General features: G+C 45.6%; 20 protein-coding genes. All 20 read right to left on the bottom strand.

Annotation, left to right across the window (positions count from 1 at the left end):
* Positions 1-6: 6 nt before the first annotated feature.
* The gene (atpA, locus tag FD967_RS00100; protein ID WP_215326104.1) at positions 7-1,548 is read right to left on the bottom strand and encodes a F0F1 ATP synthase subunit alpha; all 1,542 of its coding nucleotides are present in this window, start codon (positions 1,546-1,548) and stop codon (positions 7-9) included.
* Between the two features lie 45 nt (positions 1,549-1,593).
* Positions 1,594-2,130 carry a F0F1 ATP synthase subunit delta gene (locus tag FD967_RS00095; protein WP_215326103.1) on the bottom strand — a complete coding sequence of 179 codons (537 nt, stop codon included), beginning with the start codon at positions 2,128-2,130 and terminating at the stop codon, positions 1,594-1,596.
* A 1-nt stretch (position 2,131) separates the two neighbouring features.
* Positions 2,132-2,602: a F0F1 ATP synthase subunit B gene (locus FD967_RS00090; RefSeq protein ID WP_215326102.1), complete on the bottom strand. Its 471-nt coding sequence runs from the start codon at positions 2,600-2,602 to the stop codon at positions 2,132-2,134.
* A gap of 63 nt (positions 2,603-2,665) precedes the next feature.
* Positions 2,666-2,932: a F0F1 ATP synthase subunit C gene (gene atpE, locus FD967_RS00085; RefSeq protein ID WP_028818346.1), complete on the bottom strand. Its 267-nt coding sequence runs from the start codon at positions 2,930-2,932 to the stop codon at positions 2,666-2,668.
* Positions 2,933-2,974: 42 nt separating this feature from the next.
* The gene (gene atpB, locus FD967_RS00080) at positions 2,975-3,865 is read right to left on the bottom strand and encodes a F0F1 ATP synthase subunit A (protein ID WP_215326101.1); all 891 of its coding nucleotides are present in this window, start codon (positions 3,863-3,865) and stop codon (positions 2,975-2,977) included.
* Positions 3,866-3,899: 34 nt separating this feature from the next.
* A complete protein-coding gene (locus FD967_RS00075) occupies positions 3,900-4,397 on the bottom strand; it encodes an ATP synthase subunit I (RefSeq protein ID WP_215326099.1) in 498 nt (165 codons plus the stop codon).
* 24 nt (positions 4,398-4,421) lie between these two features.
* Complete coding sequence (locus FD967_RS00070; protein WP_215326097.1) at positions 4,422-5,312, bottom strand: ParB/RepB/Spo0J family partition protein; 891 nt, start codon at positions 5,310-5,312, stop codon at positions 4,422-4,424.
* 23 nt (positions 5,313-5,335) lie between these two features.
* A complete protein-coding gene (locus FD967_RS00065) occupies positions 5,336-6,106 on the bottom strand; it encodes a ParA family protein (protein WP_215326095.1) in 771 nt (256 codons plus the stop codon).
* A 24-nt stretch (positions 6,107-6,130) separates the two neighbouring features.
* Positions 6,131-6,793: a 16S rRNA (guanine(527)-N(7))-methyltransferase RsmG gene (rsmG, locus tag FD967_RS00060; RefSeq protein ID WP_215326093.1), complete on the bottom strand. Its 663-nt coding sequence runs from the start codon at positions 6,791-6,793 to the stop codon at positions 6,131-6,133.
* Positions 6,786-8,711: a tRNA uridine-5-carboxymethylaminomethyl(34) synthesis enzyme MnmG gene (gene mnmG, locus FD967_RS00055; protein ID WP_215326091.1), complete on the bottom strand. Its 1,926-nt coding sequence runs from the start codon at positions 8,709-8,711 to the stop codon at positions 6,786-6,788. Before mnmG ends, rsmG begins: the two co-directional genes overlap by 8 nt.
* Before the next feature lie 224 nt (positions 8,712-8,935).
* Positions 8,936-9,865, bottom strand: coding sequence for a branched-chain amino acid ABC transporter permease (locus FD967_RS00050; protein ID WP_371819300.1), 930 nt, complete (start codon positions 9,863-9,865; stop codon positions 8,936-8,938).
* A complete protein-coding gene (locus FD967_RS00045) occupies positions 9,866-10,786 on the bottom strand; it encodes a branched-chain amino acid ABC transporter permease (protein WP_215326089.1) in 921 nt (306 codons plus the stop codon).
* A 17-nt stretch (positions 10,787-10,803) separates the two neighbouring features.
* Positions 10,804-12,027 (bottom strand): ABC transporter substrate-binding protein, encoded by a 1,224-nt coding sequence (locus tag FD967_RS00040; protein WP_215326087.1) that lies wholly within the window; start codon positions 12,025-12,027, stop codon positions 10,804-10,806.
* A gap of 22 nt (positions 12,028-12,049) precedes the next feature.
* Positions 12,050-12,754: an ABC transporter ATP-binding protein gene (locus FD967_RS00035; RefSeq protein ID WP_215326086.1), complete on the bottom strand. Its 705-nt coding sequence runs from the start codon at positions 12,752-12,754 to the stop codon at positions 12,050-12,052.
* Positions 12,751-13,518 (bottom strand): ABC transporter ATP-binding protein, encoded by a 768-nt coding sequence (locus FD967_RS00030; RefSeq protein ID WP_215326085.1) that lies wholly within the window; start codon positions 13,516-13,518, stop codon positions 12,751-12,753. The genes FD967_RS00035 and FD967_RS00030 overlap by 4 nt, the downstream gene beginning before the upstream one ends.
* A 95-nt stretch (positions 13,519-13,613) precedes the next feature.
* Positions 13,614-13,838, bottom strand: coding sequence for a DUF3717 domain-containing protein (locus FD967_RS00025; protein WP_215326084.1), 225 nt, complete (start codon positions 13,836-13,838; stop codon positions 13,614-13,616).
* Positions 13,839-13,852: 14 nt separating this feature from the next.
* Positions 13,853-14,347: an SET domain-containing protein gene (locus FD967_RS00020; protein ID WP_215326083.1), complete on the bottom strand. Its 495-nt coding sequence runs from the start codon at positions 14,345-14,347 to the stop codon at positions 13,853-13,855.
* A 5-nt stretch (positions 14,348-14,352) separates the two neighbouring features.
* Positions 14,353-16,851, bottom strand: a complete 2,499-nt coding sequence (gene gyrB, locus FD967_RS00015; RefSeq protein WP_215326082.1) for a DNA topoisomerase (ATP-hydrolyzing) subunit B — start codon at positions 16,849-16,851, stop codon at positions 14,353-14,355.
* A gap of 11 nt (positions 16,852-16,862) precedes the next feature.
* Positions 16,863-17,978, bottom strand: a complete 1,116-nt coding sequence (gene dnaN / locus FD967_RS00010; RefSeq protein ID WP_215326081.1) for a DNA polymerase III subunit beta — start codon at positions 17,976-17,978, stop codon at positions 16,863-16,865.
* A 265-nt stretch (positions 17,979-18,243) separates the two neighbouring features.
* Positions 18,244-19,668, bottom strand: a complete 1,425-nt coding sequence (gene dnaA, locus FD967_RS00005; protein WP_215326080.1) for a chromosomal replication initiator protein DnaA — start codon at positions 19,666-19,668, stop codon at positions 18,244-18,246.

The raw sequence follows: 19,668 nt of genomic DNA, 5'->3' as shown, positions 1-19,668 counted from the left end.
GTCCTCTTAGAAAGAGGCTGAACGCTTGTAATCCTCAATTGCAGCACGTAAGGCAGCCTCGTCATCCTTGCTCAAATCTTTAGTCTCTTCAATACGGCCAATTAAATCAGCGTATTTAGATTTCAAATGATCTTGCAAACCTTTTTCGAATGGCAATACGTTCTTCACTTCGAGGTCATCAAAGAAGCCGTTATTCACAGCGTAGAGTGAAGCTGCCATTTCCCAAACCTGCAAAGGCTTGTACTGTGCCTGCTTACACAATTCGGTAACGCGACGACCGCGCTCTAACTGCTTACGAGTTGCTTCGTCAAGATCAGAAGCGAACTGCGCAAACGCTGCCAATTCACGATACTGTGCCAAGTCGGTACGAATACCGCCAGATAGCTTCTTAATAACTTTAGTTTGAGCTGCGCCACCAACACGTGAAACAGAAATACCAGCGTTAATCGCAGGGCGCACACCGGCGTTAAACAAGTCGGTTTCCAAAAAGATCTGGCCGTCGGTAATCGAAATGACGTTGGTTGGAACGAATGCAGAAACGTCACCAGCTTGAGTTTCAATAATTGGCAACGCTGTTAAAGAACCTGTCTTGCCTTTAACTGTGCCGTTTGTAAATTTCTCGACATAATCAGCACTTACACGAGCAGCGCGCTCAAGCAAGCGGGAGTGGAGATAGAACACATCTCCAGGGTAAGCTTCACGGCCTGGCGGGCGGCGGAGGAGTAGAGAAATCTGACGGTATGCAACAGCTTGTTTTGTTAAGTCGTCATAAACGATCAATGCATCTTCACCGCGATCGCGGAAGTATTCACCCATTGTGCAGCCAGCGTATGCTGAGAGATATTGCATTGCTGCAGACTCAGAGGCACTTGCTGCAACAACAACGGTGTACTCCATTGCGCCTAATTCTGTAAGTTTGCGTACAACGTTAGCAATCGTAGAAGCTTTTTGACCAATCGCAACGTAAACGCAATAAACGCTTTTACCTTTTTGATTGATGATTGCGTCAACAGCAACTGCCGTCTTACCTGTTTGGCGGTCACCAATGATCAACTCGCGCTGGCCGCGGCCGATTGGAACCATCGCATCAATCGCCTTCAAACCAGTTTGAACTGGCTGGCTAACGGATTGGCGTGCGATAACGCCTGGAGCAACTTTTTCGATAAAGTCAGTTAACTTGGTATTGATTGGGCCTTTGCCATCAATTGGCTGACCAAGTGCGTTGACAACGCGACCTAGCAACTCTGGTCCAACTGGTACTTCCAAAATACGGCCAGTACATTTAACTGGATCGCCTTCTTTAATGTGGGTGTACTCACCCAACACTACAGCACCAACTGAATCACGCTCTAGGTTCAACGCAAGTCCGATAGTGTTGTTAGGGAATTCCAACATTTCGCCCTGCATAACGCCAGACAAGCCATGTACGCGGCAGATACCATCAGTCACTGAAATTACAGTGCCTTCGTTGCGAAGTTGGGAGTCAACGCCCATTTCGCTAATTCGGCTTTTGATCAGTTCACTGATCTCGGAAGGGTTGAGTTGCATTACTTACTCCTGGGTCTTATTTCGTATGTTCTTAATAGGGATAACTTATGCGCCAAGACTTGCTTGCATTTGAGCTAACTGTGCTTTTACAGAACTATCCATTACTTCATCACCAACCTGAATGCGAACTCCGCCAATCAATGCAGGATCTACTTGGATAGTTGGGCGCAATTCTTTACCCCCAAAGCGCTTCTTCAAACTTGACAACAAATCATTCAACGCAGAGCCCTCTAATGGGAATGCGCTAGTAATCATTACTTCTGCTGCACCCTCGCTCTTATTCTTCATCGTCTCAAATTGTTTAGCAATTTCAGGGATAGCTGATAAGCGGTGGTTTTGATTTACAAGACTCAGAAAGCTTGCGATTTTGCCGTCAAGCTTTATCTTCACCATGCCAGAAAGCAGCTTGCTTAGATCATCTGCAGATACTTTTGGATTATTTGATAAGACGGCAACTTCTGGTAAGGAAGCTAACTGAGCTAATTCATTTAACTGCTCTAAACATGTAGCAAGTTCAGCAGGCTTAGTGCTTTGGAAAAGCGCCTCAGCATATGGCCGAGCAATAGTGGCTAATTCAGCCATATCAAAGCTCTGCCTTTAGTTGATCAAGTAATGTGCTGTGGGCTTTTGCATCTACCTCACGACGCAAAATTTGTTCTGCGCCTTTAACGGCCAGAACAGCCACTTCAGCACGCAATATTTCGCGAGCGCGTGTTACTTGTTGATCGGCGTCTTGCTTGGCCTGGGAGATGATACGAGCAGCTTCAGCCTGTGCGTTTGCGCGAATTTCTTCGGCAGACATTTGAGCACGCTTTTCTGCTTCTGCAACACGCTGTACACCCTCTTGGCGTGCTTTAGTTAATTCTTGCTCGGCTTCATTACTTGCCAATGCGAGCGCCTCTTTGCCGCGCTCGGCAGACGCCAAGCCATCAGCAATTTTGCTTGAACGCTCATCTAACGCCTTAACTAGCGGAGGCCACACAAAGCGTGCAACAACCCACCATAAGACGAAGAAAACGATCATTTGCGCGAATAGGGTCGCGTTCAGATTCACGATATTCCTTTCAGTATTGTTGAGAACAGTAGGATGACCCAATGGTCATCCACGCCAAAACAATTACTTAATAACTGCGAGCAGTGGGTTTGCGAAAGCAAACAACATTGCAACACCAACGCCAATCAAGAACGCAGCGTCGATCAAACCGGCCAAAAGGAACATTTTGGTTTGTAATTCATTGATCAATTCTGGTTGACGGGCAGCGCCCTCAATAAACTTACCGCCCATTAGGCCAATTCCCAAACAGGCTCCCAATGCGCCGAGGCCGATGATGAGGCCAATACCGATAGCGGTTAGTCCTTGGATGTTGGCTAAGAATGCTTGCATATTTACTCCTAAGTATTGAAAGTGAGGTTAAAAATAAAAAAGTTAATGGTGACTGTGGGCTTGCCCAATGTAAACCAAGGTCAACATCATGAAAATAAACGCTTGTAACAAAATAACTAAGATGTGAAAGATTGCCCAAGCCGAGCCCGCAATTACATTGCCGACGAAGCCAAGCATGTACAAATCTAAGTTAAAGGTCCACATACTCCCCAAAAGGGCGATGAGCAAAAATAGTAGCTCGCCAGCGTACATGTTGCCAAAAAGTCGCATGCCGAGGGAAACGCCCTTAGCAATATATTCAATGATGTTCAAAATTAAATTGAAGGGCGCCAAATACCACTTCGCGCCAAAGGGTGCCGAAACCAGCTCATGCAAAAAGCCTCCAAGGCCTTTTACTTTAAAGCTATAGAAAAACACCAGCAGGAGAACTGAAAATGACAGGCCGAAGGTGGCGTTCAAATCGGTAGTGGGGACTATCTTGTGATGGGGAACATGAACTCCGAAACCACCGATAAATTGGTTAACTCCGAAGATCCAATCTACCGGCACTAAGTCCAGGGTATTTAAAAGAATAATCCAGCAAAAAACGAACAGGGCCAGCGGGGCGATAAAGCTTCTATCTCCATGAACAATGCTTTTAGTCTGGTTATCCACCATCTCTACCAGCATCTCAATCAAACACTGAAAGCGGCCAGGGACGCCAGGGGATGCCCTACGTGCCGCAAGAACCAATAAAAAAACTGTGATCAACCCCATTAAGGAGGTCCAAAAGATGGTGTCTAAATTAATGATGCTGAAATCAATAACTGAGGTTTGCGGCCCGCCGATATTATTGAGGTTTTGTAAATGCTCAGCAATATATGCAGTCGGTGTAAGCGGTTCGCTGGCCACTTGATGGGCCGCCCCTGCTGCTGCGTTGACTTCGCTAGACATCTCTAAACTTGCCCTTATATATATTTGCCGCCTGTTACTTCCAAAACCACGCCAGCAAATAACACTTGAGCGTAGCTAAATAAGTGACAAGCAATGGAATCCATTTCAAATCAGGTTGCTTTAAGGCAAAGCCAATAAACAGGAGAACGGTCGCTAGAATTTTTATAAATTCGCCAGAAACCACTGCCGCCAAATATCCGCCAGGGCCTGATTTTACATTCTTTTTTGCTGCCTCTAAGCGCACCAAAAATAATGCTGAGGGTAAAAACCCAATCAAACCGCCTACCAAAGCCGAATAAGTATAAACGCTTTTGTCGGCCTGGTTAGAAAAAACAAAGCAGGCAGAAGCAATTATTAAGGTTAGCACTGCCTGACTTAAGACGATCCACCATGAATTCATCAACCTAAAATTGTGCGGCTTTGCCTTACGCAATGCTTCCATTTCCTCTTTACTCAGGGCTTGATAAGAGTCATCTTCGATCTCATCCCACCGTTGCTTAGGAATTGGCAGTTCTTTGTTCACTAAATTCATTTCTCGAAGCGGATCAATGGGGCCTTAATCTGCCCGAATACCCAACTTTTTTAACAGGGAATCTAACTCATCAAATTGGCTAAAGCGAATTCTGAGCTCGCCACCCTTACCCTTGAACTTAAATTCTGCACTTAAACCTATCAAATCTGCGATTTCTTGGGTCAAGCGACGCATGTCAGGATCACGACTTGGTGCAATCCCCGCCACCTTGGTTTTGGCTTTTTTGTCACCAATCTGACCACCAGCGAGCGCTAGGGCAGTAGCCATTCTTTCTGCCTCTCGCACTGAAAGACCTTGTGCAGCAATTTTTTGTGCCAAAGCGACTTGGCTTGCTCCAGGCAAAGGCAATAGAGCGCGGGCATGGCCCATATCAATATCGCCTGCCAAGAGCATGGCTTGCACTGGTTTTGCCAGTTGATTTAACCGCAGTAAATTAGTAACGGCGCTGCGTGACTTGCCTACCGCTTTTGCGGCTTGCTCATGCGTAAAACCAAACTCTTCGATCAACCTGGCGAGGCCTTGAGATTCTTCAAGCGGATTCAAATCTTCGCGCTGCATGTTCTCAACCAAAGCCATTGCAGCGGCAGCCTGATCATTGGCGCCAGAAACTAATACAGGCACTTCCACTAAACCAGCTAAGGTTGCCGCACGAAAGCGGCGCTCGCCAGCAATGATTTCGTATTTTCCGGGGGCAACTAAACGAACCAACAAGGGTTGCATCACACCTTGCTCGCGAATACTTTCAGCTAACTCTTGTAGTGCGCCCACTTCCATTTTTTGGCGCGGCTGATATTTACCAGCCTGCAATGCACTTAATGGCAAACGATTAATTTCAGCCGTGGCTTCTTTTGGTGCCTTGTCGCCGAGTAGGGCCTCTAACCCACGACCCAAACCTTTTTTCTTTATTGCAACCATGATATTTTTATTATTCCTAGGTTTTACATTTGTTTAATGCGCTCAATCATCTCCGCGCCAAACTCTAAGTAGGCTTTAGCGCCACGCGATGATCTATCAAACGCCACCCCAGGAAGCCCATAAGACGGGGCTTCGGCCAGGCGGACGTTGCGGGGAATGATGCTCTTAAATACTTTATCGCCAAAGTGTTCAAGCAATTGATCAGAAACTTGTTGTTGCAAACTCATGCGCGGATCAAACATCACACGCAATAGGCCGATTATCACCAAATCAGGATTTAAGTTTGCGTGGACTTGCTTAATCGTGTTTACTAAATCTGACAAACCTTCCAATGCAAAATATTCACATTGCATTGGCACAATGACGCCGTTCGCTGCACACAATCCATTGAGAGTTAACAAAGATAGCGCAGGGGGACAGTCAATCAAAATAAAGTCATAGTCATTCTCAACAAGAGCGAGCGCATCTTTCAATCTTTGTTCACGCGAATCTAAGTCTACTAACTCAATTTCTGCACCAGCCAAATCGCGATTTGCCGGCAGCACATCATATCCGGAGCTCTCGCAAGGCGCTGCTGATTCTTTCACTGACGAGAGGCCAATCAACACTTGATACACCGTGCTACTGAGGTCTGCTTTTTCAATTCCAGACCCCATCGTCGCATTACCTTGTGGATCTAAATCCACCAATAAAACGCGTTGCTGATGTCCAGCTAAACCAGCAGCCAAATTAACAGCGGTAGTAGTTTTTCCTACCCCGCCTTTTTGGTTTGCAATACAAAATATTTTGGCCATAATTTTTCTTGAAATTGTCGTGCTTTAAAGGGTTAATTTTCTCACGGGGGATAAGACTAAAAGTCGGCGCTCTACCGCCAAATTCGGAATCTGCAAGGGCTCATCAGCTACCAGCCGCCAGTTGTCCATACAAACATCCTGCAACTCTTCGTCTGCGCGCTTAGATTTCATTGCAAATATCAAGCCATTAGGCTTAAGCAGGGGCAGGGAGAGCTCTAAAAAGTGAGCCAGATTGGTAAATGCCCTTGAGATCACTGCATCAAACTGGCCCGGTTGTGATTTCGCCACGACTTCAACACGCTCGCTCAAAACCTGAATGTTCTTTAAATCCAACTTTCCACGTACATGCTGCAGAAATGCTGTTTTTTTACGAACAGCCTCAATTAAAGTCAAATGCCAATCTGGCTGCAAAATAGCAATTGGGATTGCAGGTAAGCCGCCGCCTGATCCAAGGTCTGCGATTTTAGGATTTAGTAAGCCGAGAAAACGGCGCATTACTGGCAAAACTGTAATAGAATCAATAAGATGCAGTCGAATAGAGTTCTTTTCACCCTCAATAGAAGTCAAGTTGTGCACCTGATTCCAGCGACCCATTTCCTGCAAGAAAAGCTCTAAATCAGCTATGTTGGCAGGGTTAAGATTGAGTCCCAAACTCTCAATACCCAAAGCAACCAAATCATTACTCATGGATTTCTTCTTGGGTGCGGCCTAAGCCCTTTTTAAGGTGGACCAATAGTAAGGAGAGGGCCGCAGGTGTAACGCCAGATATTCTCCCAGCTTGACCCAAGGTACCAGGCTTATGCAGATTGAGTTTTTGCTGAACCTCCTTGGATAAGCCGAGAACCCGGGTGTAATCCAAGGCTTCCGGCAATGGAAAGGTCTCATTATCCTCTTGCCGAGCAATCTCCATAGCTTGCCTATCTATGTAGCCTTGATATTTAATGGAAATTTCAACCTGGTCGCTAATTTGCTGCGCTAAACCTAAATCATTATCTAGCATTCCTGGCGACCAAAGGCCCTCGGCTAAGCTGGTAACAGCCTCATAAGTAACACCAGGGCGCCTTAAAAGGTCGGCCAAAGTACACTCGTGCGATAAATCTTGGCCCAAAAGCTCAGAAACAGCCTTTGCTGATCCATGTTTCGGACCAATCCAAATATCTTGTAAACGAGATGTTTCACGTGAAACAGCCTCTTGTTTTCTACAAAAGGTATTCCAACGGTAATCGTCTACTAGACCTAGTTCACGACCAATAGTAGTGAGGCGCAGATCCGCATTGTCTTCACGCAAACTCAATCGATATTCCGCGCGGCTAGTAAACATCCGATAGGGCTCTTGGACGCCCAAGGTAATGAGGTCATCCACTAAAACACCAATATAGGACTCGCTGCGCTTAGGGAGCCAAGGCTCTTTACCCTGTGCTGCCAAGCCAGCATTAATGCCTGCAAGCATGCCTTGCGCAGCAGCCTCTTCATAGCCTGTTGTGCCATTAATCTGGCCAGCAAAGTACAGGCCGGCAATTGCCTTGGTTTCCAAGCTATGGCGTAAATGGCGTGGATCAAAAAAGTCGTACTCAATGGCATAGCCAGGGCGCACAATTACAGCAGACTCTAGACCACGAATGCTACGTACCAAGTCCCACTGAACATCGAACGGCAGACTAGTAGAAATGCCATTGGGGTAAAACTCATTTGTTGTTAGGCCCTCAGGCTCTAAAAAGATTTGGTGGCTGTTTCTGGAGGCAAAACGATGGATCTTGTCCTCAATAGAAGGGCAATAGCGTGGGCCTACCCCCTCAATAACACCGGTGTACATCGGGGAACGATCTAAGCCGCCGCGAATAATGTCATGAGTTTGCTCATTTGTATGGGAGATCCAGCAGGGGACTTGCTTGGGGTGCTGCTCAGGCCGACCTAAATAAGAGAAAACTGGCACCGGATCCAAATCCCCTGGCTGCTCCAGCATCATTGAGAAATTAATAGTGCGCCCATCAATCCTAGGTGGGGTACCGGTTTTTAAGCGGCCCTGAGGGAGCTTCAACTCCTTCAGCCTAGACGACAAAGAGGTAGCCGCTGGATCACCAGCTCGACCACCAGCATAATTATTTAAGCCTACATGGATCTTCCCATCCAAGAATGTGCCAGCGGTTAGCACCACCTTCTTGGCCATAAACTTCAACCCCATCTGCGTAACTACGCCCTGAACCACATCACCCTGCACCAGGAGATCATCTACGGCGGCTTGGAAAAGGGTCAGGTTTTCTTGGTTCTCGAGACGATGTCGAATCGCCGCTTTATATAAAACCCGGTCACCCTGTGCACGGGTTGCACGAACGGCAGGGCCCTTGCTTGAATTCAATATCCGAAACTGAATTCCAGCCTCATCGGTGGCTGCTGCCATAGCACCACCCATAGCATCAATCTCTTTAACTAAGTGGCCTTTGCCAATACCGCCAATTGATGGGTTGCAGCTCATTGCGCCCAAACTCTCAATATTATGGGTTACTAGTAGGGTATCGCATCCCATGCGCGCAGCCGCAAGGGCGGCCTCGGTTCCGGCATGACCGCCACCAACCACAATGACATCGAAGTTCTTTGAATAACGCATGATTTGCCTTAGATAGGGCGATGATCATAGCATTTTGTGGGTTTCACGTGAAACAAATCCATGCCAAAATAAAAACATGTGCAATCAATATTTTGTAAGCCATTGATTTAATTGAATATTTATGCAATCCTCAAAGTGGCGCCAAACTTAAGGTGGCAACAGGAGAGTCTTAAATGGGTGCGGCGCCTAAGCGCCGCACTAAAAACTAATTAGAAAAAACAAGCTCAGCGCTTGTTCTTAAAAAAGTGGGCGATTTCACCAACAACGCCTCGACGAAATGCCAAAACACAAATAACAAAGATAAATCCAGTTGCAATGGTGCTCCAAGATCCAATATTCGCTAAATAGTTTTGCAGGCCGACGACGATGCCTGCGCCGACCACTGGGCCAAGGATGGTTCCCATACCGCCCAACAAAGTCATTAAGACAACTTCACCTGACATATGCCAATGCACATCGGTCAATGTTGCCAACTGAAAGACTAGGGTTTTTAAAGAGCCAGCAAGACCTGCGAGCGCGGCTGAAATTACAAAAGAAATGAGTTTGAAACGATCAACGTCATAACCTAAAGAAACTGCGCGAGGCTCGTTTTCACGAATTGCTTTTAAGACTTGACCAAATGGGGAGTGCACAGTGCGAACGATCAGAGCAAATCCAAGCAAGAAAATAGCCAGCACAAAGTAATACATGCTGACGTCATCTTTTAAGTCAATTAAGCCAAACAACATGCCGCGCGGCACACCTTGAATGCCGTCCTCACCGCCAGTAAATGGAAGCTGGACGGCTAAGAAGTAAACCATTTGAGAGAGGGCCAATGTCACCATCGCAAAATAAATACCTTGACGACGAATTGCCAAAGAGCCGATCAAAAATCCTAAAATGCCAGCACCCAAGACGCCCAACATAATTCCAAACTCGGGAGACAGGCCAGCCTCTTTGCAAAGATAGGCGGTGATGTAAGCAGAAGTTCCGAAGAATGCAGCGTGACCGAAAGAAAGAAGTCCAGTGAAGCCCAGCAACAAATTAAAAGCGCAAGCGAAAAGCGCAAAGCACAAGACCTTCATTGCAAACACTAAATAGATAAAATCCTGAAAGGGCATCAGCAGGGCAATTAAAACCAAAATGCCGTAAAGCAATTTTATTTTTGAGCTCACTTATTTCTCCCGGCCGAAAAGTCCAGCAGGACGAATGAGCAACACAATTGCCATGATCACAAAAATAACCACGCCAGACGCTTCTGGGTAAAACACTTTGGTTAAGCCCTCAATCAAGCCTAAGGCAAGGCCAGTCAAAATAGAGCCCATGATGGAGCCCATGCCGCCAATCACCACCACAGCAAAAACAACAATAATTAAATTGGAGCCCATCAATGGGTTGACTTGAAAAATGGGTGCAGCCAAAACACCGGCAAAGCCAGCTAAGCCAACGCCATAGGCATAGGCCAATGAAATCATTAAGGGGACGTTGATGCCAAATGCCTGAAGTAATTTTGGATTTTCAGTCCCTGCGCGGAGATAGGAGCCGAGCTTCGTTCTCTCAATTACATACCATGTGGAGAAACAAACCACTAAAGAGGCAACCACTACCCACAAGCGATATTTCGGCAAGATAATGCCAATCGACTCCAATGGAATAGCGCCCTGTAATAGTTCAGGGGCTGGATAACTCTCACCAGAAATTCCATACCAATGACGGAACATACCCTCAATAATGAGAGCCAATCCAAAAGTTAGTAACAGGCCATAAAGGTGATCAAGGTGATAAAGGCGCTTGAGCATTGTGCGCTCAAGAATTAAACCGAAGCCCGCCATGACCAAAGGCACCAAAATTAGTGCAAACCAATAATTAATTGCAAACTCAGGAAAGCCAAACCATTGGCCAACTTGAGTCAAACCAATCCACGCAACGAAAGCACCCATGGTGTACTGAGCACCATGTGAAAAATTAATAATGTTAAGTAGGCCAAAAATAATGGCCAAACCCAAACTCAAAATGGCGTAGAACGAACCATTAATAAGCCCCACCAAGAGCTGAGCAACCAGCCCTTGTGGGGTAATTCCAAGAAGTTCAAACATGCTTAGTTAGAAACTCATTACTTGTTAGTAACCAGCTTGCATCGTGACAATGAAAGTGGTTGTGTTGCTTCGGCAGCTGGAATCACTGCTTTCACGTTGTAATAATCCCAAGGGCTAGTAGATTCGGATGGCTTCTTCACCTCTAGCAAGTACATATCGTGCTCAAACTTACCATCAGCACGAATTTTTCCTTTAAACAAACCATCATCAATATTGGTAGATCTCAAAGCCTTCATTACTGGTTGAGTATCATCAGTGCCCGCTTTTTGAACCGCAGCTAAGTAAGCAAGGACTGAAGAATAAACGCCGGCTTGGACGCTAGTTGGCATACGCTTATGTTGCAGGATAAAACGTTTAGCGAACGCACGCGTCTTTTCATCTTTATCCCAGTAGAAACCTTCGGTTAAATACATGCCTTGAGCAGCATTCAAACCCAAAGAGTGAACATCTGAAATAAACATCAACAAAGGAACAACGGTTTGTTTTTTATTGATACCAAACTCTGAAGCCTGCTTCACAGAGTTAATTGTGTCTTGACCTGCGTTTGCCAACGCAACAACATCGGCACCACTAGCTTGAGCCTTCAAAAGATATGAAGAAAAATCGCTATTCGGGAATGGGTGTTTACTGGTTCCCAATACCTTGCCACCATTAGCATTAACAACGTTAGTTGAGTCTTTCTCTAGAGCTGCTCCGAAAGCGTAGTCAGCGGTAAGGAAGTACCAATTCTTTTTACCTTGCTTTACAACAGCCTTGGCTGTGCCGTTTGAAAGCGCATAGGTATCATAGGTCCAGTGCACGTTATTAGCAGTACACTTTTCATTGGTGATTGGCAAAGAAGCTGCGCCAGATACCAAAGTGATCTTATTCTTTTGTTCTGCCACCTCCATTACAGCGAGAGCGACGTTGGTAGAAACCAATTCAACAATCACATCCACGCCATCTTTGTCATACCACTCGCGCGCTTTGTTTGCGGCGATATCTGCTTTGTTTTGATGGTCGGCACTCAACAACTCAATCTTCTTACCAATAACCGTACCGTCTTTTGAAAAGTCAGCGATTGCCATTTTTGCGGCAATCACAGCGCCCGGACCAGCTAAATCAGAATAAGTTGAAGAGAGGTCGGTTAAAACACCAATCTTAATTACGTCACCACTCACTTTAGATGTTTGCGCGAATGCTGGGTTTGAACCAAAAAAGGTTGCCGCCACTAGACACGCGGTAATTTGCTTTAACTTCATTTATGTCTCCTATAAATAACCACTAAACACCAAGATACTCATTTAATAAACTTGCTTTTTCAGTAAGCTCATTTTGATTGACAACCTCAACTACATTGCCGTGCTCAACTACATAATGCCGATCAGCCAAAGGGGCGGCAAAGCGGAAGTTTTGCTCCACCAACACAATAGTGAATCCCTTGTTGCGTAAGCTAGTAACCACCTCACCCAATTTTTGAACGATCACCGGCGCCAAGCCTTCGGTAATCTCATCCAACAATAGTAGTTTTGCGCCCGTTCTCAGAATGCGTGCCATTGCGAGCATTTGCTGCTCACCACCCGACAGCCTTGTACCAGGGCTATTACGTCGCTCGTATAAATTGGGGAACATTTCATAAATCTCATCCAAACCCATGCCGCCAGATGCAATCTCTGGCAAGAGTAATAAATTCTCCTCAGCACTTAAACTTGCAAAGATGCCGCGCTCTTCAGGGCAAAAACCGACACCTAGGCGGGCAATTTTGTAGGTTGGCATCGCAATAGTTTGATTGCCATAAATTTCTACTGAGCCCATTCTTTTGCTAGTCAGACCCAAGATAGTTTTTAAGATGGTACTGCGACCGGCGCCATTACGACCCAGAAGGGTAACCACCTCACCATCACGAACCGCAAAATTCACACCATGAAGAATGTGCGACTCCCCATACCAAGACTCGAGGTTTTTAACCTCTAGCGCCATCGTGCTCATTTGCCATTACCCCCATGGCTGCCCATGTAGGCCTCAACCACCAAGGGGTTGTTGGAAACCTCTTGATAGGAACCTTCGGCTAATACCGAACCTCGCTGCAATACCGTGATGCGATCCGCTATAGAGGAAACCACCTTCATATTGTGCTCAACCATCAAAATAGTGCGGCCTTTGGCAACCCGATCAATTAACTCCGTAACGCGCTCTACATCCTCGTGCCCCATACCTTGTGTTGGCTCATCCAACAACATTAATTCGGGCTCCATTGCCATGGTGGTGGCAATTTCTAGGGCTCTTTTACGACCATATGCTAGGTTTAGGGTTTCCTCATGGGCAAAGTCTGCTAAACCCACTTCACATAAGAGCTGTTCAGCGCGCTCATTGAGTACAGATAGTGAGTTTCCAGACTTCCAAAAGTGAAATTCGGTGCCCAACCCTCGCTGCAGTGCAACACGAACATTCTCCAAAACAGTTAGGTGAGGAAAAACAGCTGAAATTTGGAATGAGCGGACAACGCCACGACGCGCGATTTGGGCTGGTCGTTCTTTGGTGATATCGAAGCCATTAAACAAAATCTGGCCGCTGGAGGGCTCCAAAAACTTTGTCAACAGGTTAAAGCAGGTTGTTTTGCCGGCACCATTTGGCCCAATAAGGGCGTGAATGGTTCCCCGAGCAACATCTAGATTGACATCGCTTACCGCAGAAAAACCTTTGAACGTCTTTCCAAGGCCAATTGTTTTTAATATTGTTTCTTGCAAACTCAAATCCTTATACCTATCTATAGGCAAGACTATGAGAATACCCTAAGAGGGGGCTTACCAATATAGCGATAACCCTAAAAACGTTGAGGGTGTAATGATTAATTCGCGTGGGTACTGTTTAAAAATTTTTGGATTGCCAGCTTTGCAACCTCATCCAAAACGTCCATGGGAACCCTTTGGGCCGCCTGAACAATCATCAGAGCATATGGTTTTGAAAGAGCGGCAGCCTCTGGACACAAATGAAGCTCCTCACCAACCGCGGGTGATTGGCTGCGCCAATAATTAATGGCAGCCTCTAATTCCTGAATAGTAATAAACAACATATTGAAAAAAGAATTTACTTATTATCGAGTGACAGCATTGTGCCTCGACATTTTTTGGCGCCGCAACGGCACTCATAATCCCTTTTCATTTGTTTGGTAATTCGACCATCAACCCCAAGGGAGTAGTCGTAAAAAAGCTCCTCACCTACCTTAAGGTCTCTTTTGGCATAGATGAACACGCGCGGCTCACCACCAAAATTATCCTCTTGGGTTTCACAAGTTGGCTTGCAAGAATGATTAATCCAGCGAGCAGCGTTTCCACCATACTTCGCATCTATACAACGACCATCTTCTAGTGAAAAGTAAAAAGTATGGTTTGGGTCTTTGGGGTCATGTGGGTGGCGCTTCTCCGCCAGCTTCCAACTAATTCGCTCCCCTTTGTACTCAATGATGGCATCACCTTTTTTAATCGGCTTTGCAACAAAAACACCCTTTCCATGAATGGGCGAGGACTTAACAACTACACGCGAACGATCAATTTTCGGAGCAACTAATTTCTTTTTACCCATTTAAATCAAACATCCAAGTTGCGCGCAATGAGAGCGTTTTTTTCAATAAAGGCGCGGCGCGGCTCAACCTCGTCACCCATTAGGGTGGTAAAGACCTGATCTGCAGTAATTGCATCTTCAATTTTGACCTGGAGTAAGGTGCGTGATCCGGCATCCATTGTGGTTTCCCACAACTGGGAAGGGTTCATCTCGCCAAGACCCTTATAGCGCTGACGACTGAGAACACGCTCAGCCTCAGAAAGTAGCCACGCAAAGGCAGCCCTAAAGTTTTGGATCGACTGCTCCTTTTGGTTTTTGTCTGGATCACCACGGCGCACCTTCGAGCCCGGCAACACCTTGCCAGATAAAACCGCCGCCGCATTGGCCAAGCTTTGATAGTCATCACCATGAACAAAATCAGAATTGATTGCTGATAGTCTCAAGTTGCCATGAATTCGGCGGGATAACAATAGTTTGTAGCGGTCTGTGCGCTCTTCTTTTTGAACAATAATTTCAGGTGGAAGCGCCAAAGGATTTAAAGAGTCGGCAAGCGCGACACGCAATCGCTCGGCAGACTCTTGGGCCGACTTTTCTGTATCCAGGTTTAATTGGGTACCAGAAGCAATGGCGCGCAAAGCATCTTCATCGATGGTGCGTGATAAGCGGTCAACAATAGACTGAATCACTTGGTAGTGCTTGGCTAGCTCACCTAATGCGGCGCCCTCTATGATTTCGCCTGTGGGTGTTTGAAGTGATGCTGACTCAAGAGCAATCTTTAAAAGCAATTGGTTGAGTTCGGCGTCATCCTTAATGTATTGCTCGTTTTTACCAAACTTCACTTTATATAAAGGTGGTTGAGCAATATAGATGTGGCCACGCTCAATTAACTCAGGCATTTGTCTGTAGAAAAAGGTGAGTAAGAGTGTGCGTATATGACTTCCGTCTACGTCCGCATCGGTCATGATAATGATGCGGTGGTAGCGGAGCTTGTCGGCCTTATATTCTTCTGCGCCAATACCCGTTCCAAGAACGGTAATTAAAGTAACCACCTCTTGGCTTGCCAACATCTTATCGAAGCGCGCCTTCTCCACATTCAGAATTTTTCCCTTAAGCGGAAGAATCGCCTGGAAGCGACGATCTCGACCCTGTTTTGCAGAGCCGCCCGCGGAATCTCCCTCAACAATAAATAACTCAGATTTTGTAGGGTCCTTTTCTTGGCAGTCAGCCAACTTTCCAGGAAGTCCGAGACCATCTAGAACGCCTTTACGGCGAGTCATGTCACGAGCTTTGCGAGCTGCTTCACGAGCACGAGCAGCGTCTACTATTTTTCCGCACAAAATTTTGGCGTCAGCTGGGCGCTCTTGCAAGTAAGCGCTCAAAGCTTCAGCAACAATTTCCTCTACCGGACCCCGAACCTCACTAGAAACTAACTTATCTTTTGTTTGGCTTGAAAACTTTGGCTCTGGAACCTTTACAGACAAAACGCAAGCAAGGCCCTCGCGCATATCATCACCAGAAATTTCTACCTTAGCTTTCTTAGCAACCTCATGCTCATCGATATATTTATTGATCACGCGCGTCATCGCTGCGCGCAATCCTGTTAAGTGGGTACCACCATCGCGCTGAGGAATGTTGTTGGTGAAACATAAAACTTGCTCACTAAAACTATCATTCCACTGCATTGACACTTCAGCGGTGATGTTGCCACCTAGGTCTGATGGACGAATACCTTCAGCATAAAAAATATTGGGGTGTAAAACATTTTTTGTTTGGTTGATATATTCAACAAAACCTTTAACGCCACCAGAGAAAGCAAAATCTTCTTCTTGACCAGAGCGCTGATCAATTAACTTTATGTGAACACCATTATTTAAAAACGAGAGTTCGCGGATGCGTTTAACAAGAATTTCGTAGTGAAACTCGACGTTTCCAAAAATGGTTTCATCGGCCAAGAAGTGAACTTCAGTACCAGATAGGGTTGTGTCGCCGGTAATGGTGATTGGTGATGTAGCAACGCCATTCTCCTCTTGAATATTGCGGTTCTGAATAACGCCGCGCGCAAACTCCATGTAATGCGCTTTGCCATCACGGCGAATGGTGAGCTTCAACCATTTAGAGAGTGCGTTTACACAACTAACACCCACACCATGTAAACCACCAGAAACCTTGTAACTATTTTGGTCAAACTTGCCGCCAGCGTGCAACTCTGTCATCACAATTTCGGCTGCACTCCTTTTGGGCTCATGCTTGTCATCGTATTTAATGCCTGTAGGAACGCCACGGCCATTGTCAACAATAGAGATTGAGTTGTCAGTTTGAATAACGACAGTAATTTCAGAGCAATAACCTGCAAGCGCTTCATCAATAGAGTTGTCTAAAACTTCAAAAACTAGGTGGTGTAAACCTGTGCCATCGGAGGTGTCTCCAATGTACATTCCTGGACGTTTTCGAACAGCCTCAAGACCTTCTAAGATTTGAATTGATGATGCACCGTACTGCTCTACCACTTTTTTTTCTTCAGTCATTTTTTTCTAAATTAAATACGCATTGGCATCACAACATACTTGAAGTCTTCAGAACCAGGTAAGGTAATCACCGCACTGCTGTTGGCATCACCCAAACTAATTTGAATTTTTTCATTCTTCAAATTTGATAAAACATCTAATAGATAACTTACGTTAAAGCCAATCTCAACAACATCACCACTGTATTCGGTTTCAATCTCTTCTTGTGCCTCTTCTTGCTCGGCATTGGTTGATTGAACCGTGATTCGATTCGGTGACAGAGAAAAACGTACACCCTTAAATTTATCGGTTGTCAAAATTGCAGCGCGCTGTAGTGCGGACTGCAAAACGTCACGCCCAACAACTAATGAATTTTTATGGCCCTTAGGAATTACTCTTTGGAAATCAGGGAATTTACCTTCAACTAGCTTTGAAATTAATTCGATGTCGCCGAAGGTGAATTTCACTTGGTTTGATGTGAGACTCATCTCCAACATCTCATCTGAATCCTCAAGCAGATGTTGGCACTCAAGAATACTTTTACGGGGAATAATAATTTCCTGTCTTTGTCCAGAGCCTACTGGAGCATCAACCAACTCAACCTGAGAATAAGCTAGGCGATGACCATCGGTGGCCACAGCAATTACCTGTTTACCCTCAATAACCAATAACATTCCATTAAGGTAATACCGAATATCCTGCTGCGCCATAGCAAAATGAACTTGGCTAACTAGTTGGCGAAAACTTTTTTGAGTCATTCTCCAGCTTGTCGTTACCTCACCAACACTTTGCATTACTGGGAATTCTGTTGCGGACAGCGTCTGCAAAGAGAAGCGGCTTTTTCCGCTTTGCACGACCATCTTGTTATCTTTAAGATTTAGCGCCACCGGCCCCTCTGGAAGTGCACGCAAAATATCAAGTAACTTTCTTGCTGCAACAGTAGTGGTGACATCCTCAGCACCAACACCAAAGCCCGCATTCGTGGTGATTTGAATTTCTATGTCTGTTGATATGAAAGAAATTTTGTCGCCCTGCTTCTTAAACAACAGGTTTGCCAAGATGGGAAGAGTGTGTCGACGTTCAACAATGCCACTAACAACCTGAAGTGGTTTTAATAAACTATCCCTTGAAGTGTTTACGAGTTGCATTGCTTTTAAATCCTTGTATATATCTTATTAGTAGTAGTAATAAGGTTTGTTATTTCAGTGGATAAGTCAAAAACTATATATAAAACAACCCACTAAAACCAAAAAAACCTGTGGAAAACTTTTGTATAAACCGTGCATAAATCTTGGATAACTTTTAATCAACACCCTATTTTTGCATGAAGCGCCATCTTTCCACAATTTATCCACACGCAATCCCCAAACTTATCCATTGAACTATCCACAACCTTATCCACAGGCAAAAAACCTAAGACTTTAAGGTTTGCTCAATAACGTGGATTTCGTGGTTTAGCTGCCCATCATGGGAGCGTTCCTCGCCAATCTTCCGAACTGCGTGCAGAACGGTTGTGTGGTCCCGCCCCCCAAATAACTCACCAATTTCCGGCAGGCTTTTTTGGGTTAATTCTTTTGCCATAAACATGGCAATTTGCCGTGGGCGAGCAATGTTTGCGGGGCGCTTCTTCGAATACATGTCGGCAACCTTAATGCTGTAAAAATCGGCCACCGCCTTTTGTATATTGTCGACAGAAATTTGTCGATTTTGTATGGACAAGAGGTCCTTTAACGCCACACGGGCCACCTCAATCGTGACCTCTTTGCCGTGGAATCGAACAAACGCCAAAATCTTTCTTAAAGCCCCCTCTAGCTCTCGTACGTTAGATCGAAGGTGTTTGGCCACAAAGAAGGCCACATCCTCACTCATGGGGATGCCTTCGCTCAAAGCCTTCTTCATTAAAATAGCAACCCGCATCTCTAGCTCTGGCGGCTCAATGGCCACGGTTAGCCCTGAATCAAAACGGGAAATAAGGCGGTCATCAATCCCAGCCATTTCCTTTGGGTAGGTATCACTTGTAATAATGACCTGAGCCTTATTGCTTAAAAGTGCTTCAAATGCGTAAAAAAACTCTTCTTGAGTTCTTGATTTACCACTAAAAAATTGAATATCGTCAATCAACAGCAGATCAAGCGAGTGGTAATAGCGCTTAAAGCGATCAAAGGCCTTTTGTTGATAGGCTCTGACCACATCAGAGACATATTGTTCGGCGTGAATATATCGAATCCGGGCGCCAGGCTTTTCCTTTAAAAGGTGATTCCCAATTGCGTGAATAAGGTGGGTTTTACCCAAACCCACCCCCCCATACAAAAACATGGGGTTATATGAGGTGCCGGGATTATGGGCAACCTGGATTGACGCAGCTCTAGCTAATTGATTCGCCTTACCAGTTACAAAGGTATCAAATGTAAGGTTGGGGTTCAGTTTAGAGTGGTCTTCAATCTCAAAAGCTTGCTCCTCTGTGGAGTTGTTATCTGTGGCCACAACAAGCTCTTGCTGCCTGGGTTGCTCCTGATTTTTGACAACCCCCACCGCCTGGGCGCCCAAACCCTCAACACTAAGCACAAAACTGAGGTTGATTGGATGACCAAAATATTGATCTGCTAGCTCTTGGAGTCGGTCAGAGAAGGTTTTCTTAATCCAATCAAGCTTAAATCTATTTGGCGCTCCTACGACGAGTGATTGCTCACTTTCATCAAAAGAAACCAAGCTCAAGGGCTGGATCCAGGTTTTAAATTGTTGGGGGGAAAGCTCGCGAGCAAGGGCGCCAAGGGCGCCGTCCCAAAACCCCAGTGGGCTAAGTGAGTTCAAAGTAATCGGATTCTGTAGGTTGCTCAT

This window comes from Polynucleobacter sp. JS-Mosq-20-D10 (assembly GCF_018687755.1).
In the GTDB taxonomy this organism is placed as follows: domain Bacteria; phylum Pseudomonadota; class Gammaproteobacteria; order Burkholderiales; family Burkholderiaceae; genus Polynucleobacter.
The sequence above is the reverse complement of the archived record's forward strand: the minus strand, read 5'-3'. Positions and strand labels throughout refer to the sequence as shown.

Coding starts and splice junctions, on each gene's coding strand:
- atpA (WP_215326104.1), bottom strand. CDS start 1,548: ATGCAACTCAACCCTTCCGAGATCAGTGAACTGATCAAAAGCCGAATT.
- FD967_RS00095 (WP_215326103.1), bottom strand. CDS start 2,130: ATGGCTGAATTAGCCACTATTGCTCGGCCATATGCTGAGGCGCTTTTC.
- atpE (WP_028818346.1), bottom strand. CDS start 2,932: ATGCAAGCATTCTTAGCCAACATCCAAGGACTAACCGCTATCGGTATT.
- atpB (WP_215326101.1), bottom strand. CDS start 3,865: ATGTCTAGCGAAGTCAACGCAGCAGCAGGGGCGGCCCATCAAGTGGCC.
- FD967_RS00075 (WP_215326099.1), bottom strand. CDS start 4,397: ATGAATTTAGTGAACAAAGAACTGCCAATTCCTAAGCAACGGTGGGAT.
- FD967_RS00070 (WP_215326097.1), bottom strand. CDS start 5,312: ATGGTTGCAATAAAGAAAAAAGGTTTGGGTCGTGGGTTAGAGGCCCTA.
- FD967_RS00065 (WP_215326095.1), bottom strand. CDS start 6,106: ATGGCCAAAATATTTTGTATTGCAAACCAAAAAGGCGGGGTAGGAAAA.
- rsmG (WP_215326093.1), bottom strand. CDS start 6,793: ATGAGTAATGATTTGGTTGCTTTGGGTATTGAGAGTTTGGGACTCAAT.
- mnmG (WP_215326091.1), bottom strand. CDS start 8,711: ATGCGTTATTCAAAGAACTTCGATGTCATTGTGGTTGGTGGCGGTCAT.
- FD967_RS00045 (WP_215326089.1), bottom strand. CDS start 10,786: ATGTTTGAACTTCTTGGAATTACCCCACAAGGGCTGGTTGCTCAGCTC.
- FD967_RS00040 (WP_215326087.1), bottom strand. CDS start 12,027: ATGAAGTTAAAGCAAATTACCGCGTGTCTAGTGGCGGCAACCTTTTTT.
- FD967_RS00035 (WP_215326086.1), bottom strand. CDS start 12,754: ATGAGCACGATGGCGCTAGAGGTTAAAAACCTCGAGTCTTGGTATGGG.
- FD967_RS00025 (WP_215326084.1), bottom strand. CDS start 13,838: ATGTTGTTTATTACTATTCAGGAATTAGAGGCTGCCATTAATTATTGG.
- FD967_RS00020 (WP_215326083.1), bottom strand. CDS start 14,347: ATGGGTAAAAAGAAATTAGTTGCTCCGAAAATTGATCGTTCGCGTGTA.
- gyrB (WP_215326082.1), bottom strand. CDS start 16,851: ATGACTGAAGAAAAAAAAGTGGTAGAGCAGTACGGTGCATCATCAATT.
- dnaN (WP_215326081.1), bottom strand. CDS start 17,978: ATGCAACTCGTAAACACTTCAAGGGATAGTTTATTAAAACCACTTCAG.
- dnaA (WP_215326080.1), bottom strand. CDS start 19,668: ATGAGCAACCTACAGAATCCGATTACTTTGAACTCACTTAGCCCACTG.